General features: G+C 58.0%; 11 protein-coding genes and 1 pseudogene. 4 read left to right on the top strand and 8 right to left on the bottom strand.

Features of this window, described 5'->3' with window-relative positions:
- Nucleotides 1-150: 150 nt before the first annotated feature.
- The 3 genes from MKZ35_RS15585 to MKZ35_RS15575 all read left to right on the top strand — a co-directional run bounded on the left by MKZ35_RS15585 (nucleotide 151) and on the right by MKZ35_RS15575 (nucleotide 2,822).
- Nucleotides 151-1,395 carry a trehalase family glycosidase gene (locus MKZ35_RS15585; RefSeq protein ID WP_482514134.1) on the top strand — a complete coding sequence of 415 codons (1,245 nt, stop codon included), beginning with the start codon at nucleotides 151-153 and terminating at the stop codon, nucleotides 1,393-1,395.
- Nucleotides 1,392-1,685: a trehalase family glycosidase gene (locus MKZ35_RS15580; RefSeq protein ID WP_482514133.1), complete on the top strand. Its 294-nt coding sequence runs from the start codon at nucleotides 1,392-1,394 to the stop codon at nucleotides 1,683-1,685. The genes MKZ35_RS15585 and MKZ35_RS15580 overlap by 4 nt, the downstream gene beginning before the upstream one ends.
- A 450-nt stretch (nucleotides 1,686-2,135) precedes the next feature.
- Nucleotides 2,136-2,822: an SOS response-associated peptidase gene (locus tag MKZ35_RS15575; RefSeq protein ID WP_482514132.1), complete on the top strand. Its 687-nt coding sequence runs from the start codon at nucleotides 2,136-2,138 to the stop codon at nucleotides 2,820-2,822.
- A 604-nt stretch (nucleotides 2,823-3,426) separates the two neighbouring features.
- Here MKZ35_RS15575 and MKZ35_RS15570 read toward each other — a convergent pair.
- The 5 genes and pseudogenes from MKZ35_RS15570 to MKZ35_RS15550 form a co-directional block, all read right to left on the bottom strand.
- Nucleotides 3,427-3,771, bottom strand: a complete 345-nt coding sequence (locus tag MKZ35_RS15570) for a hypothetical protein (RefSeq protein WP_482514131.1) — start codon at nucleotides 3,769-3,771, stop codon at nucleotides 3,427-3,429.
- Nucleotides 3,772-3,962: 191 nt separating this feature from the next.
- Nucleotides 3,963-5,552: a DUF1501 domain-containing protein gene (locus tag MKZ35_RS15565; protein WP_482514130.1), complete on the bottom strand. Its 1,590-nt coding sequence runs from the start codon at nucleotides 5,550-5,552 to the stop codon at nucleotides 3,963-3,965.
- A gap of 99 nt (nucleotides 5,553-5,651) precedes the next feature.
- A pseudogene (locus tag MKZ35_RS15560) lies at nucleotides 5,652-7,123 on the bottom strand (DUF1800 domain-containing protein).
- Nucleotides 7,124-7,626: 503 nt separating this feature from the next.
- Nucleotides 7,627-8,784, bottom strand: coding sequence for a S1C family serine protease (locus tag MKZ35_RS15555; RefSeq protein WP_482514129.1), 1,158 nt, complete (start codon nucleotides 8,782-8,784; stop codon nucleotides 7,627-7,629).
- Nucleotides 8,768-9,412, bottom strand: a complete 645-nt coding sequence (locus MKZ35_RS15550; protein ID WP_482514128.1) for an RNA polymerase sigma factor — start codon at nucleotides 9,410-9,412, stop codon at nucleotides 8,768-8,770. Before MKZ35_RS15550 ends, MKZ35_RS15555 begins: the two co-directional genes overlap by 17 nt.
- Before the next feature lie 132 nt (nucleotides 9,413-9,544).
- On the opposite strand from MKZ35_RS15550, the gene MKZ35_RS15545 reads away from it, so the two are divergent.
- On the top strand, nucleotides 9,545-9,775 hold the full coding sequence (locus MKZ35_RS15545) for a hypothetical protein (RefSeq protein ID WP_482514127.1): 231 nt from the start codon (nucleotides 9,545-9,547) through the stop codon (nucleotides 9,773-9,775).
- A 726-nt stretch (nucleotides 9,776-10,501) separates the two neighbouring features.
- Here MKZ35_RS15545 and MKZ35_RS15540 read toward each other — a convergent pair.
- From MKZ35_RS15540 to MKZ35_RS15530, 3 genes are read right to left on the bottom strand one after another with little or no spacing between them, the layout of a single operon-like run.
- Nucleotides 10,502-12,322 carry a hypothetical protein gene (locus tag MKZ35_RS15540; protein ID WP_482514126.1) on the bottom strand — a complete coding sequence of 607 codons (1,821 nt, stop codon included), beginning with the start codon at nucleotides 12,320-12,322 and terminating at the stop codon, nucleotides 10,502-10,504.
- Nucleotides 12,323-12,325: 3 nt separating this feature from the next.
- Nucleotides 12,326-14,605 (bottom strand): hypothetical protein, encoded by a 2,280-nt coding sequence (locus tag MKZ35_RS15535; RefSeq protein WP_482514125.1) that lies wholly within the window; start codon nucleotides 14,603-14,605, stop codon nucleotides 12,326-12,328.
- Nucleotides 14,602-16,176 (bottom strand): BatA domain-containing protein, encoded by a 1,575-nt coding sequence (locus tag MKZ35_RS15530; protein WP_482514124.1) that lies wholly within the window; start codon nucleotides 16,174-16,176, stop codon nucleotides 14,602-14,604. Before MKZ35_RS15530 ends, MKZ35_RS15535 begins: the two co-directional genes overlap by 4 nt.
- Nucleotides 16,177-16,290 lie beyond the last annotated feature (114 nt).

The following is a 16,290-nucleotide window of genomic DNA, read 5'->3' as shown; positions in this document are numbered from 1 at the left end:
GGGGGCTTTTTTGTGTAGGAGTCAACCCAGGAGGATACGCAGTATCTTACGCTTTGCTTTGCCGCCCGGCGGAGAGGTTGCTCATCAGGCCCGGCGGAAATAATTAGGCTTACGTACTTTTTAAGCACCTGCCGCATTACGCCCATTCCTATGAAAAGACGGTTGCTCTTGCTTCTGCTGTTTCCGCTGCTTATCAGCGCCCACGCCCAACAACTTTCACCCCGGCAGCTGTATCTGGGCTTGTTTGAGGAGGTACAGTTGGGCCGCGTATATACCGACAACAAAACCTTCGTGGATGCGCTGCCCAAGGAGACACCAGCGGCTATCATGCAGGCGTATGCGCAGCAGAAGAGTAGGCCAGACTTCCAGCTCAAAGCGTTTGTCGATACTTACTTTTTGCCCCCCACGGCTGCTACTACGCTGTATCAGAGCAATGTAGGGGCCGGGCTGCGGGCGCACATCGATACGCTGTGGACGGTGTTGGCCCGCCCGGCCGATGCTGGGGGGCAAATTTCGTCCCTGGTGCCCTTGCCTCACCCCTACATTGTGCCTGGGGGGCGTTTTAGGGAGGTGTATTACTGGGATTCGTATTTTACGATGCTGGGTCTGCAGGAAGATGGCCAAACCACGCTCATCCGGCATATGCTGGACAACTTCGCTTACCTGATCGGGAAGTACGGGTTTGTGCCCAACGGCAACCGGACCTACTACCTTACCCGCTCCCAGCCGCCGTTTTTCTCGCTTATGGTTGGCTTGCTGGCGCAAAGCCAAGGCGACACGGTAGTGGTGCGCTACCAGGCGCCACTGCTGCGCGAGTACGCGTACTGGATGACCGGCGCCGACTCGCTCGCCCCTGGGCAAGCCAGCCGTACGGCAGTCAGAATGCCCTCCGGCCAGGTGCTCAACCGCTATTGGGATGCCAGCGACCAGCCCCGCGAGGAGTCATATAGGGAAGATGTGACGACCGCCCGCGAGAGCAAGCAGCCGGCCGCCACTTTTTACCGCAACGTGCGCGCGGCGGCGGCCTCCGGCTGGGATTTCAGCACGCGCTGGTTCGACGACTCGGGGCAGCTGGCGTCCATCCAAACCATTAATCTGGTGCCGGTCGATTTGAATTGTCTGCTGTATAACCTGGAAAAAACCCTGGCCCGCACCTACGAGCTGCAAGGCAAACCGGAGCTGGCCCGCAGCTATCAGCAGAAAGCCGCGGGGCGCAAAAAGGCCATTCTGGCGTATTGCTGGGATAAAAATGCCGGCTGGTTTATGGATTACAACTGGGTGCAGGGGCGGCGCTCAACTGTGCGTAGCCTGGCGGGCGTTTTCCCGCTCACTTTTGAGCTGGCGACGGCCCAGCAGGCCCGGCAAGTAGCATCGGGGCTAAAAAAGACTTTTTGAAACCAGGCGGCCTGCTTACTACCCTGAACAGTAGTGGGCAACAATGGGACGCGCCCAACGCCTGGGCCCCGCTGCAATACATGGCCATTCGGGGCCTTGAAAATTATCGTCAGCGGAAACTGGCCCGCACTATTGCCAGTCGCTGGGTGAGCCTGAACAGCCGGGTATTTCAGCAAACGGGTAAGCTGCTGGAGAAATATAATGTGGTGAATACCAGTCTGGAAGCTGGTGGGGAGAATACCCCCTACAAGACGGGTTTGGCTGGACTAACGGGGTGCTGCTCAAGCTGATGAATACCTATAAGCTGGAAGAAAAGAAGCAACCGTAAAGCCAGGGAGTGCGCGGTAAAACGCTGCCATCTAGCTCCTTTGGTTCGGATGCAGCACAGATAATTGCTTGCCGTTGAATATAGGGTGCTCCCTTCGTTGTCCCAGACCAGATTGGCAACTGCTAGGAGCCGGTAGCACACTAATGCCAGCCCAGCAACGACTAGTAGGCGAAGCGCAAGCGGCTGATCCATAGGGGCGGGGCTGAAGTACTGATTAAGGGCACGCTTTGGGTTACGGCAGCGGCTGTAGCGTGCCAGAATTGAGCGGCTGCAAAAAAGCCCCCCAACTACTAAACAAGCCATATACTCGTCGGTGGGAGCTTACACAACCTCTGCCCGCGGGCCGGCGTAACCAGCTAAGTACTTCCGATGCCCTGCTAAGGAATTTCTCCCACTTATTATCTGCCAGCTTATGTGCGGCCGCTATACATTTATCTCGCCGGCTCCTGCTATTGAAGAGCGTTTTGACGCCCGGTTTACCGAAGAAATGCCCCCCAACTACAACGCGGCGCCTTCCCAGCAGCTGCCCATTATCATGAATACTGCCCCCGGCCAGATTCAACTGGTGCAGTGGGGATTGGTGCCAGGGTGGGTAAAAGACATTAAAACAGCCCTCAAGCCCATCAACGCCCGCGCCGAGACGCTAGCCGAAAAGCCGTCGTTTCGGCAATTGCTCCAGCGCAAGCGCTGCCTGGTGCTGGCCGACAGCTTTTACGAGTGGCAGCAGGTAGCGCCGCCCGCCGGTGACAAGGGCAAAAAAGCCAAGGTGCCCCACCGTATTTTGCTGCGCAACGAGCAGCCCTTTGCCTTCGCTGGCCTCTGGGACGAGTGGGCCGACCGCGAAACGGGCGAGGTGCTGCCTACTTTTACCATTATCACCACCGAGCCCAACGATCTGATGGCCAGCCTGCACAACCGCATGCCCGTAATACTACCAGACCGGGAAGCGGAGCTGGCCTGGCTCGACGATGGCGTATCAGTAGGTGAGCACCAACACTTGCTTCGCCCGTACGCCCCCGAGCTGATGCAGGAGTACATAGTGAGTACGCTCGTCAATTCTCCCGCGCACAACGACCCTGACGTGCTAACTGCTGCTTAATAGTAACGCGGTTTTTAGCCACAATGGCTGCTGTGGTGTAGCAGCATCAGGCTGCAACCAGTTCGTATGCTAACCCAGTACAGAAACCAGCAACAAAAAAGCCCCCCAGATTGTGTCTGGGGAGCTTTTTTGTTGCTGGTTATTTAGTAGATGGTGCGAACAAGCGGCCGACCTTGGCGGTGAGGGGCTTTTTTGTGTTTGTACTGTGCTTTAATAGGCTTGCGCTTGGCGTAGGGCCCAATAAAAGTAGGGGCTGAAGTGGCCGGAGGTTGTATCGCGGCAGTTACCGTACCAACTGTTTCGCCTAGAGCCATAAACAGCAGAGCACCAAAAAGTAGTAAGTATTTGTGTGGCATAGGAAGTGAGAAAAAGTGGGAGTGGCTGGGTCGGGTATACTGATTATCCTAAACATAGGAAACGTATATGCATTATAAAAAATATTTGCTTATTTATATTAAATACTCCATTTATTTTTTTCCTTGTGCCGAGCTGTACTGCTCAGCCACGTAGCCGACAGCCACAAAAAAGCCCCCCAGAATCTATCTGGGGGGCTTTTTTGTGATACAAGGAAAAATCCCTGTTTTCTTTATGGCAAGCTAAACGCCTACGAATGCTGACCAGGCTGCGGCTTAGCGGCAGGCTTGGCTGGCTTATTTGGCTTGTTATCTTCCACGGGCTCGGCCGAAGTATCGTGGTCGTCGGCGGCATCTACGGCCTTATTCACTACCACCACGGCTACGGCAGCAATGGCCGCGATACCCAAGATAAGCTGCGTAGTGGTGAAGCGCTGGGCTGTTTTTTTCAACAATGCTCCTCCGTGCTTGAGCAGGTCGTCAATACGGTCGTGGTCGCCCTGGAAGATAACGTGGTAGGCGCTTTCGAGCGTCCGGGTGATGTCTTCGGGCAGAATTTTTTCCAGCTGAGTTTCTAGTTGTGATTGGTTTTCCATAACGGAGGTTAGCGAGACAAATGAAAGGTCGATACATGAATGTGGCTAGGCCACTGGCAAACATGTACGCAAAAAGTCGTGCGCAGTTACTGACCCTACCTCATTGGTTTTTACTGAAGCGGCTTTGAACAGGCTATTTAGCAATAAGAAGCAAGTCCTGAGGACTCATAGCTTACTCCGTTAAGGCTTTTTTATTTTAACACCGCTACCAACCGGGAGCTGGTGCGGCTGCCTTCCTGAACGTGGCAGTAATAGGAGCCACTAGCTAGCGTATGCACGTCCAGCTCCAACTTCTGTGCGCCTTTGGGCAAGCGCCGGTCTACTAGGCGTAGCACCTCCCGACCTACCATATCAAATAGCAGCACCTGCACGTGGCCACCATTGGCCTCAAAGGTAATGGTTGAGTAATCTCGTACCGGATTGGGATACACGCTGAAGCCGGCTACGCTTACTTCGGTGGCCGGGGTAGTGCCGGTTACCACGCCGGGACGCAATACCGGAACGTACGGCAGCTGCCCCGTGCTGGAAGGTAGCAGGGCGTTAAGTGTAGTTTGGGGCACAAAAAACCAATCTTTCAGAATGCTGGCGTAGATGCTGCGAAAATCAAACTGCATGGGTACATTGTCGTTCACGCTCGCATTGGTAGGCAGCAACGGATTGGTGCCGTGAATAATAGGGTTGACGCTAGTGCCAAATACGATGAGCGGTGCCGCTGCGCCATGGTCGGTGCCTTTGCTGGAGTTTGACTTAATGCGCCGTCCAAATTCGGAGAAGGTCATGCCCACCACCCGATCCTGCACCCGCAGCCGTTGCAAGTCATCCTGAAAGGCTTCCAGTGCCTGCGAAATTCGGCCCAGCAGGGTTGCGTGCGTACCGGTGGCGGTGCTACCCGTAGCGGAAACTTGGGCGGCATGCGTGTCAAATCCCCCCAGGTTGCAGACATATACCCTGGTTTGCAGACCACCCGCTACGAGCTGGGCCACAATCTTTAGTTGATCAGCCAGCGTGTTCTGGCCGGCTGCGGGGTACAGGGCCGACAAGTTCTGGGCCTTGCTGGCGGCCAGCTTTATGCTGGAAGTATACACTTGGGTTTGTTGCACCACCTGCCGAATAAAGGTCAGCTCGTGGCCAGCCGGAGTATTCGGAGCCGTATCGACGCCCCCGGAGAGCAGTTGGTAAAACGAGGAGGTGCTGGCTATCGCCATGCCCATGTTCACGGTAGGTCCCTGCACGCAGTTGCTCACCACCGAGCCAATACTGATTGCCAGCGGGTCAGGGTTATCAGCGCTGGGGAAGCCGGTCGGAAAGCCTGGGTACTCACCCTCAAGGTAACGGCCCGCCCACCCAGAAGTAATCGTGACGTTGGAGTCGGAGCCGGAAGTCCAGATGTCGGTGGCGCGGAAGTGGCTGAAGTTTGGGTTAGGATACCCTACGCTCTGCACCACGCCAATCTGCCCGTTCGCATACATATTCCGGATGCTGGCCATGGCCGGATGAATACCGGTGGCCGCCGTCAGGCGCAGTACTTCGCCTTCAGCAATAGCAATATCGGGCCGGGCCCGCATCAGCGATGAGTACTGATCGAGGGGGATAATCATGTTTAGCCCATCATTGCCACCATTAAGCTGAATAAGCACCAGCACCCGGTCGGTTTGCGTAACTCCGCCCGTCAGCTCATACAACTCGGGCGAGTACCCGTAGGCTCCAATAGGAAAGCCCCCCATTAGGGCCGGTAATACTGCCGCGGTAGCCGTTGTCTGGAGAAAATCTCTGCGTTTCATAAAGGGATGACCTAAGGAGTAGAGGGACGGAAAGTGGGTAGCAGAGTGGTACTTAGTCGCTTGGGTAGGCTGAGCCATAGTCACTCTACCAAGCACCTATCAGCTAAGATGATATTCGGCCAGGCCCATCATTGCCCGGAGCAGCGCTTGCAGCTTGGTCATCACGGCGGCTTTTTTGACCGCCGTAGTTGGGGCAGCTAAGTAAGCGTTCCATTCCACGGTCCACTCAAAGTCGGGCAGCCCTGGTAGCAGCGTGTCTTTCAGGAAAGCCAGCTGGGTGCTGGTCAGCGGAATAGGCAGCAACAGCTTCGCGTATTCGGCTACGAGTTGGGTGGGGTCGGCTGCAACGGTAGGGGGCAGCGTCAGCGTTACAGCAACGGGGTCGATAGCAAGCTTGAAGCCATTGCGCGTTACGCCAGCACCAATGAGCAAATCAGTAAGCTGGTTGCGGCGGGGCAGCGTCACGGCATTAATCCACATTTCGTGAAACTGGGGCGTTTGGTAGTAAGCGGGCCAACCAGCCACGTTGGGTGGGTCGCCGAGGGACTGCTGCTGCACGGTGGTTTGCCCATTGAGATAGTCCCACATGCCATACTGCGCTACCACACTCGACGCCGCCGGAAAGGCTGCCTGCAGCTGCCGGCAGGCCGTCACGGAGAAGTCTAGGGGGCTTTTTATGAGGCAGCCCATAGTTGCCGAATCAAAAAATGCTCGCTGGTCAGCAGAGCCCGGAGCACGGGCGCCACTTCGTAGTTATTCTGCACGAGAAGCGTAGCCATAGGCTGAATGACCAGCTCCTCCGTCGACGCATCGATAACGTAATACACAAACCACCGGTAGAGGGCCCGGCAAAGGTTGCGCGCCGTTTCGGGCTGACTAAAGATCATGTCAATCAGCGTCTTGTACTCCTGGTCGCCCCCAGTGGTGATGCTACGATTCCCGAAGGCCGCCGAGAACTGTTTCGTACCCGTATCATGGCGGCTGGCCGTATAATAACCCGCTAGCGTGCCGGCATTATCACGCCAACCGGTGAGCACCCGGGCGGCGGCTTTCACGTCATCTTCGGTGTAGTTGGTGTAGTTGCCGGGGCCGATGAGCGGGCCTTTGCCCACGGTGAAAAGCTCCAGCAGCTCGCGGCCGTAGTTTTCATTGGGGGCCGCTGCCGTGCTCTGGTTGCCATTGAGGTAGCGCAGCATAGCCGGCGTTACTGTCACATCCTTGATAAGCTGTTTGCTATTGCCAAGGGCCTGTTGGCGAAGCAGAGCCGTGTACAGGTAGCCATAACGCGCATCATTGATATCACTTAGCTCAACAACGAGGCGATTGTGCCAGAACAGCGTCATCTTTTCCGTGAGAGAAGTGCCCTGCCCTACAAGTTGGCCCATCCACCACGACCGTAGCGAGGTGCGCCGTACGCCTTCCACTGCCTGATCAAAGGGTTTTGTTACCCAGGTTTCGCCCAGGGCCACACTGGTGTCGGTGGCGGCTACATTCAGCGGCGGGACAGGGGCGGGAGCAGGGGCAAGCAAGTCGCTTACTACCTGTAGCAAGCCCCGCCCGGTTGCCGCCATTATTTCGGTTCGTGTAGGTCCGAATAAGGTGCGGCGCAGCAAATGGGCTGCCTGTACTTCCGTCCACGGGCCGCTGTAAGTGCTAAGGCCAGTGGTGGTTGTAAGGGCAGGCGCAGGTAGCTTTTTGTTGGCGTATGGGCTGATCTGCTCCTCATCGCCAAGTACAGACAGGCAATTTGGCGAGGGTGCCACGGGTGCTGCTGGCGAAGTGGGAGCAGCTAGGACCCGCGCATTCTTTTCAAGAAAAGATCTTCGATTCATAGTAGCGCGAGGAAGTGGGAAAGAAGATCATAACACCTTTAAAAATAGCTGGTTATTATCATCTTTCCTAGCACATTCATTCGCGGATATTCGTGGGGTGGAGCCCGAAATAACGTATGCTGGTAGCAGCTAAACGTAAAAGCTGTTGGCAATGCAGCCGCTTCATCTTACTCAACTGAGCAGTAAAAAAGCCCCCTAGAATAATTTCTGGGGGGCTTTTTAATAAGTGAACTAAGTAATTCCTATTCGTAGACCTTTACTACGAACACAAAATCCTGGAGCTTACGCAGCTGCTGCGGACGGGTGTTGCCGGTCAATTGATTGAAACGAGGTAAGTTATACGGCTGCGCAGGCTTGGCCGTAGCCAGCGAATCGACCAGGCGCATCAGGTACGACGACTTGGTGGCGAAGGCGGCGCTTTGCACGTCCATCTGCCGCCCACTGATTATACCGATCAGGTTGCCGCGGTCATCGAGCAGCGGTCCACCGCTGTTGCCTGGGTTCACGGGAATAGAAATCTGATAAAAGCCGGTGTCACCTTCGAAACCCGAGCGGGCACTCAGCGAGCCATCATTAAACACCAGATCCTCACGCGGATAACCTAACGTGTATACTCTTTCGCCCAGCTCGGCCAGGCCGCGCTTGAATGAGTAAGGTAGGCGGCCAAAGCCCGTGAACTTGGGGTCGGTGATGCGTAGAATAGCTAAGTCGTGGGCTACGTCGGAGAAAACGGGCTCCGCGCGGAAGCGCTGCCGGTCGCGGCTCTCAATCAGCACGGAGTCAGCCCCCTGAATCACATGGTAGCTGGTTACCAGGTAGCCGTCGGTGGTGAGGGCGAAGCCCGTACCGCTGAATTTGCCCGGATTCGTTTCCTCGCTGGGGCGCGGCTCATCTCTTTGGGTAAGCGCTTTATTCATCGCGCGCTGGGTGCGCTTGATGCGCTCTACCTCCCGGCGCAGGACTGTGTAGCCGTATAGGGAAGGCTTTTGCTGGGCCGTGCGCCACATTTCCAGGCCGAGCAAAGTGGCAAATACGGCCAGCACCGCAACTGATGCGGCCACGGCAATGGTAGCGCGGTGCCCACTCCAGAACTCCCGCAAGTGCTGCTCGGTGCGCGAAATGCGCATGGTTGGCATAGTGGGGTGGCCGGTTTCAATAACGGCTTCGGTGGCTTCCTTTTCCGCGTCGAGGGCGGCCTGCATAGCGCGTAGCTTGCGGCGCGTCTTCAGGCGCTGCCCGTAGCCATGCAGCGTACCCGCTAGCTCGTCGAAATCAGCGAGCTGCTGGGCCAAATCGGGCTCGGCGGCCAGGCGCCGCTTCAGGGTAGCTTGCTCATCCGGAGCCAGTTGTCCGCTCCGGTAAGCATCAAATAAAGCGTAATAATCAGCTTCCGTTTTCATAGGGCAGAGCGAGCTTCCAGAACTGGAAACCAAGCGCAGTTTTAAAAGATTCTTCCTCCTTATAGTGAGTGAAAAACAACTTTTTTAGCCGCACCAGGCACTTATATTTTTGATTTTTGGCGTTGTCGGCGTTGGTATAGCCGAACTCAGCCGTGAGTTGCTGCATGGATTTCTCCTGCAGGTAAAAACCTTCAAGCAGCGACCGGCAAGGCTCTCCCAAGTGGTTGAGGGCTTCGGCCATGGTAGCGAAGCGCTGATTGCGCTCCTCCGCCTGATCTACATCCTCCTCCGCACCGGTTTCGAGGTAAGGCTCGTGGTCTTCGAGACGTCCGCTGAAGCGGTTTTTCTCAGCTAACCGTTTGAGCCATAGCCGGCGGCATACCGCGTAGAGGTAGGTTTTGATCTGGCAGCTGAGCTCCAATGAGCCTTCGCGCACCTTTTCATAAAACACCATTACGCCCTCCTGATACACGTCCTTGGCTTCGTCCTCGGTGCCGCTGTTTTGCAGCACCAGGTGCGAAATCATGGGCAGATGCAGGCGGTATAGTTGTGCCAATGCCCGGTCGTCGCCGGTCTGAATGGCGGCCACGAACTCTTCATCAGTGTAGGAAGGTTGACCCTTACCCATTCGCTTTGGTCTTTAATACAAAGAGGAGAACTTGGTAACCCTCCCCAAATTTATTTTCTGCCGCTGGGTTACCTTTTGGCTGAATGGGTATGAAGGACGTTTTTTAGACAATTTTTCAAACCTAACACCAAAATGAAGAACTTCCTGAAAGTATCTGCCCTGGCTTTTGTATTCGCTGCTGCCCTGACTTCTTGCGAGTCGAAGCCTGCTGAGACTACTGAAACCACTACTACCGAGATGAGCACCGAGACTACCACTCCTGCCATGGGCGATTCTACTTCGATGATGGCTGACTCTTCGGCTATGGCAGCTCCTGCTGACGGCACCTCGACTTCGACTACCACTACCACGACTCAAGAGTAAAAGTACGCAGCTACCGGCATAAACCGATTAGTTGCCAAACGGCCCGGCCTCTTATTCAGGGAAGCCGGGCCGTTTTTTTTATGGGATTTATATCAAAGTCATGCTTCTGGTATTACACTGAAAAAATACAAATTAATATTGCATTTTTTCAGTGTAATATAAACTTTGAAATTTTATACAAGTAGATGATTGTACGTTAGCGATAATTACTCGTACCGTTGATTCGCTTCTAAATCCATTTAACCTGTTTCATCTGCTCCGCCTGCGTCACAAGCTTGTATTATCATCGACGATAATGAGATCAATCGCCTTACGCTGGAGCATTTTGTAGAGCTGCACGATCAGTTGACCTTAGTAGCCTCCCTGGCCGATGGTACGCAGGCCTTATTGTTTTTCCGGGCAGGGGGGCACGCGGATGTTATTCTCCTAGCTAACCCAAGTTGCGCAGTAGCCGCGCAGCGGCGCCAAGTTTGTAGCCTCGATGCTGGACTAGTGCGGCAGCGCCGCGTAGTGGTGCCAGGAACAGCAGGCGGTTGCTGGCACCACTACGCAGCACTTGGATCTGCTTCCCTGTCCGTTCTACAAACCTGGCGCCGCTACGCGGCTACTCTGCAACTTGGGTTAGCTACTATGTTTAAGCACTTTTTTGGTTTAAAGCACATCTTGTGACCTTCAGTGCCAAGCAACCTATGAGCTGATACCCGCGCAGCTATAAGCTGCTTTCTGTTACAGCTTTTCCTCCAGCCACAAAAAGCCAGCGCCGAGCAAAAACAAACCGAAAAACCAAGCTGCCGGCCACGGTTGACTAAAGGTTTCAGGCGTGGCTGTATCAGCAGATGATAGGTTAGCCAGCCACGCTTGCGCCGCCTGCTGGCGTAATTCAATTTCGGGACCGAGCCAGTTTTGCCCCCCAAACACATAAAATGAATGTGCTGCCTTACTGGCCAGCGTCACGCGGTGCCACCCTGCGGAGTCGGGCCAAAACTGACCAGTGCTCCACTCCGGCAGGCGCGTATCCTGGCGCAGGGCAAGGCGCGTGGGCGTGCCCGCTGCGCCTTGCACGGTGGGCGCGGTGGCAGGAAAAGCGGCCGACGTTAGCTGTACTTCCACCAGGGTGTTGGAACGGGGCCAAGGTGTGGTAACGCGCCAAGCAGCAGCAGCTGGTTCGGGCCGGGCTACGGCAGTGAGCAGCCGGCTCCAGTAGGCATTGTACGTCAGCGAATCATTCTGTAGGGCCCAGCGAAAGGTTTCGGGCAGCAACGATACTACCATAGCTCCCATCCCTACCCGCTGAGAAGCTACCACTGCTTGTCCCTGACCCGTTGTTACAATCGGCCGCAAGTGGGCAGAGGGCCGCAACGTCGCCGGTACCGTGGCCGTGGTACGGCTAGTGGCACCCGGCCACTGCACAGGCTGAGGTCGGGCGGAAGCTGCCGTAGCCACGGGTAAAATGCTAAAGGCAGCGCGGGCGGGCATAAGGCGCGGCAACGGAGCCGCATCAGCTAACAGGATCAGGCCCGTCCCATCGGTGCGCAACGCGGTGGTAAGCTGCCGGATTTCGCCGCCTGAAAGAGCAGCAATTGTACCCACATCGGCTATGATAGCATCATAGCGGGCCAGCAGGGCGGGCGTAAGCCGGGAAATATCGTGGGCGGGCTGGTTGAGAAACTCGGTTTGCGTCAGGCCGCGGCTGATGCCCACGCGCAATGCCACCGCGTGCTGACGGGTGCCAAGCTGGTTTTTCAGGAATTTAAATTCAAAAGATGGTGTGTTGGCCAGCAGCAACACCCGCAGGGCGCGGGTGGAAACTACCTCCACGGGTACGGGCTCGGAGGCCAAAATTTGCCCCCCACGCCGCGCTACCAGCTCATACGCGGCCAAGCCAGCTGCTTTCGGTACGTAACTCAGCCGAAAAGCCCCCCGGCCACTAGTCAAGCGCACCGAGTCGCGCGGCGCACCTACCGCCCGCAGGTGCACCCACGTTGGCGTAGCATTACCAGTGCTGGGGGGCAGATTTTCGAAGAAGCCTGCTACCTGCACCGGCTGGCCCAGCTCCACGCGGGGCGTCCAGTTGGCCGTCCGGAAACCAGCTCGGGCGGGTGGTGCATGCCGAATCAGGCGGACCGGACCGAGCATAGGTAGGTCGGCAGCCGGCAAGCCCTGACCCAGCACGTGCAGGCGCCGCAGGTTAGGCTGTTGCTCTCTGATCTGTAGAAGATTAGCTGGTGTTACCGTGTCGGCTCCGGCTACGGAAGTGGTACGCCATAGGCGGGTGGCTGGCCCCAGGCGGCGCAGTAAGGCCCGTAGCGTATCAGGCTGGAAGCCTTCGGTAAGCAAAATGGTTTCGTGCTGCGAGCCAGCTACGCTGCGGGTGGGCGGAAAGGCGGTAAACCACAGCCCCGCCCCGGCTAGCATTCCTGCCAGCAAGCGTAGCACAAGACGCTGCCGGTTAGGCCGCCGCAGGGTGCTCCAGGTCAAGCCGATTACCAGCAGCACACAGAGCGCAAGCAGCGCGTAATAAAGAAGCGTGGGGGGAATTTTAAACAAAACTTACCGGCTTAATTCCTGAAAATACCGCTGAGCCAGCGGGTTAGCGGTCGGCACCCGCGTGGGCGCGGCCGCCGGAGCGGGCAGCAAGCCGGTAAGCGCCCGCTCCACCGACGGCACCAGCTCAACACGCAGTGGCCGCTTGGCACGTACGTCGGCTACCAAGCCGCGCAGGTCGCGCAGGGCAGTGAGGTAGGCGCCAGGCCGTTGCAGGGCGGCTTGGGCTAAAGCTTGCCCGGCCCGCTCCAGCACCGGCGCGTCGCCGGGCTTCACCCTCTGACCCCGGCGGGCAGTGCCCAGCCAGCGCAGGGCGTCGCGCACCACAGGTTGATTGTCCTGGGGGGCAATTTTCTGCTCCTTGCGCGGGGCGGCGGCGTTGCCCATCTCGCCGGTCAGGCGCAGGGTAGCCTCGGGCAATATGGGTGGCGTAAATCCTGATTTCTTGACGTAGGCGCGGGTTTGCTGCTGCACTTGCTTGAGCAAGCGCAGGGCGCGGTACTCGTAGGGCAACGCTTCCTTCAGCCGACTGGTACGCAGGCGTAGCTCGGCTTCCCACATTTGGGCCAGCACCCCGCGCAGCTTGGCCTTCACCTCGGGCTCCAGAAAATCGGCCGTTTCGCTGTCGTCGTGCAGGTGCATGTAGGGCTCCATGAGGGCGGCCGTGGCGGCCTCGCCGGGTACATCTCGGGCGGAAGGAAACTTGTCGCCGCTGTGGTCGTGGCCGTCGTCGGCCGTGTGTACTTCTTCTTTTTCTTTACTATCCTCTTGTTCGGCGGTGGCGGGGTTATCCTGTTCGGCTGCGGGTGGGCGGGTGGCCGTTTCGCCGATGCCCTGCTCAAACTCTTCGCCCAGAAACTTGCCGTAGCGCATGCGCAGAATTTTCTGGTCGAAGCCTAGGTTGTTGCCGCGCTCTGCCACAGTAGTGGCCGACAAACGCGGCTGCTCGGCTATCAGCTTTTCGGTGTCGATAATAATCTGGCGCTGGCTGCGGAAGTAAGCCGGCACCACATTCACACCCATCGCCAAATCGGAAGTGCCATCAACTACGGCCGTGTCTTCCCACTGCACCAAATAGGTGTCGGAGCGGGTGCTGCCGCGGGCGTTGTCCCAGGCCTGCACGTAGAAGTACACCTCGTCGCCGTAGGTGAGCCCGAGCTTGGGCAAGCTGAGCGTATGAGTGGTCGTGGCTTGCGCAGGCTGGCCGCGCAAGGGCCCGCTGAGGTCGGTGACCGTCTCCGTAAACTTTACGGCTTCCCCTTGGCCCTGGGCCACCGTAGCCACCAGTCGGGCCCGGCTCAAGCCGTAATCATCGCGCAAAGCAATACGCACCGCGATTTGCGGCTTGTCGCCAAACTCAATGAGGGTGTAAGGCTTGGGGCTCTGAATCTGGATGACGGGCGCCTGGTTGGGTTGCACGTCGATGGCATAATCATCAGACGCCTTACCCGCGAAGCGCACGCGGTACAGCACGGAAGCGGTCAGCGTTTGCTCGGCCACATAGGTGTTCGCCTGCCCTGGCACGGCCCGAAAAGCCACCCGCCGCGCCCCGAGCTCTAGTTGCGGCGGAGCATCAGCGGCCCGGTTTACGCGCACCGTCCAACGCACTTTGGAACCACTAGGACAGCGGAAAGAGGCCATAGCCACCGACGTAGCGGGCTGCCGCGTGTAGGCGGGCGGCGTCACGTTGATGCGGGTATTGGTAACGCGCGGTGCGGCCTGAGCCACCGGATTGATTTTTTCTTCGGGAAAATTGAGCGCTACGGCCGGGGCTGCGGCGGCCACCGTGGCGTCAGAAGTTGGCTTCAGCCACCAAGCCAAGCCGGCCAGCATCAGCAGCAAACCCACCCAGCCCAGCGCCGGCCGAAAATCGACAGGCAGCAAAGGTTTCTCAGTGCTTTGTAGTCCTTCCAACCGGCGACTTACCCGCTGCTGCTGAAGGCTTTCCAGCAGGTTCAGGGACGATGATTCGCGCAACAGCAAACCCGTGCTGTCTTCTAACTCCGGAAACCGCCGATCGAGGCGCCGGGCTACGGGTGTCAGATCGGAATGCCAGTAGCGCCGCAGTTGGATGAGGACCAAGGCTACTAAAAGTAGGGCTGCTCCGCCCACAACCCAACTGGGCAAGGGCCAGAAGCGGGCCAATACCACCAGCAAAATGCCCCCCGCCAGCACGGGCAGCAGCAAGGCTCCCGTGCGGCGCAAAGCGTAGCGACGCCACTCCGCCCGAAGGGCGGGCGAGGTAGCCACGGAGGGCGCTACGGCAGTTTGGGTTGAAGGTGTCATACGGGAGAAACAGGGGTTGAAACCGGACGACGTTGCGCCAACAGGCGTTCCAAGCCAAAAAGCAGTCCGGCCAGCAGCACGGCCCAGGGCCGCAAATCGGTGAACGTATCCGCCGCCGGCTTAGCCGCTTTCTGGGGGGCATTTTTGGCTGCGGCTGGCTTTGGCTGAATAGCTGCCTGCACCTGAGCGGGCGCAACCGTCCGGTAATCATAACGAGCTATGGCCAGTGCGGGCGTAGCTGGTTCCAACAATTCCAGAAGCAGCGCCGGCAGCGCCGGGCTATCCGCCAATCCACTCCAGGTTGGGTTTAGGCGCGTGTGCAGTCGGTAAAGCTGCCCGCCGCCCGCCGCCCGCCATGATAACACCGCCCGGCCCTCGCCATCGGCCCAAACCACCGTGCTGTGGGGCAAAATAGCAGTCGTATCCCGGCGCAAAACTGGGATAAGCGCGTCGGCTCCGGCGGTGCCAAACGAGGCGGCTGCTGCCGCGCCCGGCCCCGGAGCTTGTTGCCACCACACCAAGCCCTTCGTCACGCGCGATTTCCACGCAGCCGGCATGGGCGCATCACTCAGCCAAAACACCCAATCCAGGGAGTCGGTAAGGGCGGGTGCCGCGGCTGAAACGGTAATAACGGGGGACACCGGCAGGCCACTTCCCGCCGCCCGCAACGCCGCCGCTAGGTAGCGCGCATCCTCGGCCTGATCGGCGACATAATATATTCTTAGCCGCTGGGCCGCCTGCACGGGCGTCGCAGCAGTATCCACAGCTAGTCGTATCACGGGCTGCCTGGCTTGGCGATTTGCGTAGCGAAGCGCTGGCAAGCCGGGTACCGTCAGATGCCCGTCAGCGGCGGGCCGCGCCACAGTAGTGGCCCGAAACGTGGTTTTTTCCTCGTCGCTGCGCCCGATGAGCAGCCGCAGTTTATCGGGTCCGCTGCTAACGGCCGACTGCACCCAGGCACTGGAATCAGGAGTAGGGATGAGCTGCCAGGTAAGGTTGGGGGGCAAATTGGGTCGGCTACCTTGCAGATCGGCTAGCCGAGCGGGAGTCAGCAAGTGAACTGGGCGCTCGGGAAAGCGTTGCGCCGCCTGCGCCGCTCGGGCCCACAAAAAGCCTGATTCGGTGGCCGCCGCAGAATCAGCGGCGACTGGATTAGCCAGCAGAGCGGCCCATTCTTCTTCAGTAATTACTGGCAAGCCTGATGTCAAACGACTCAGCACGTAGCCTTTATGCCGCAACGAGTCGATTAGCGGGCGTACCGTGGGAAGGTTGGTTGAAGTCAATAAATCGGGGCTCACTAGCACCTGCCCGCGCGCAGGTGGAGCGGGCCGCTGCCACACGGGCCCCGCCAAAGCCACCGCCAGCACTGCCACCACGGCCGCCCGCAACAGCAGCAACAGTAGCTGCTCCAGCTTCAGGCTGCGCAGGCGCCGATTAGCGGAAGCCGCCAGCCACCGCACGCTGCCCACCTGCACCGTACGGCCCGGTCGCCGGTTCCAGAGGTGGATGGCCAGGGGCACCAGCAGCCCCAGTAAAGCCAGCAACGCAGATGGAGTGAGAAGAGTGAACAAAGCGGAGGTAAGAATTAGTGATTAGAAACCGAGTTGAACGTCATGCAGAGCGCAGCGAAGCATCTCGCCAGCGGTAGTGGGATTACTACTCTGGCATCAGCACGCGAGATGCTT

The organism is Hymenobacter sp. R533113, from assembly GCF_056835965.1.
This window is presented reverse-complemented; position numbering and strand designations above follow the sequence as displayed.

Excerpts from the sequence above, each read along its gene's own strand:
- MKZ35_RS15585 (WP_482514134.1), top strand. The coding sequence starts at position 151 with ATGAAAAGACGGTTGCTCTTGCTTCTGCTGTTTCCGCTGCTTATCAGC.
- MKZ35_RS15575 (WP_482514132.1), top strand. The coding sequence starts at position 2,136 with ATGTGCGGCCGCTATACATTTATCTCGCCGGCTCCTGCTATTGAAGAG.
- MKZ35_RS15570 (WP_482514131.1), bottom strand. The coding sequence starts at position 3,771 with ATGGAAAACCAATCACAACTAGAAACTCAGCTGGAAAAAATTCTGCCC.
- MKZ35_RS15565 (WP_482514130.1), bottom strand. The coding sequence starts at position 5,552 with ATGAAACGCAGAGATTTTCTCCAGACAACGGCTACCGCGGCAGTATTA.
- MKZ35_RS15555 (WP_482514129.1), bottom strand. The coding sequence starts at position 8,784 with ATGAAAACGGAAGCTGATTATTACGCTTTATTTGATGCTTACCGGAGC.
- MKZ35_RS15550 (WP_482514128.1), bottom strand. The coding sequence starts at position 9,412 with ATGGGTAAGGGTCAACCTTCCTACACTGATGAAGAGTTCGTGGCCGCC.
- MKZ35_RS15545 (WP_482514127.1), top strand. The coding sequence starts at position 9,545 with ATGAAGAACTTCCTGAAAGTATCTGCCCTGGCTTTTGTATTCGCTGCT.
- MKZ35_RS15535 (WP_482514125.1), bottom strand. The coding sequence starts at position 14,605 with ATGACACCTTCAACCCAAACTGCCGTAGCGCCCTCCGTGGCTACCTCG.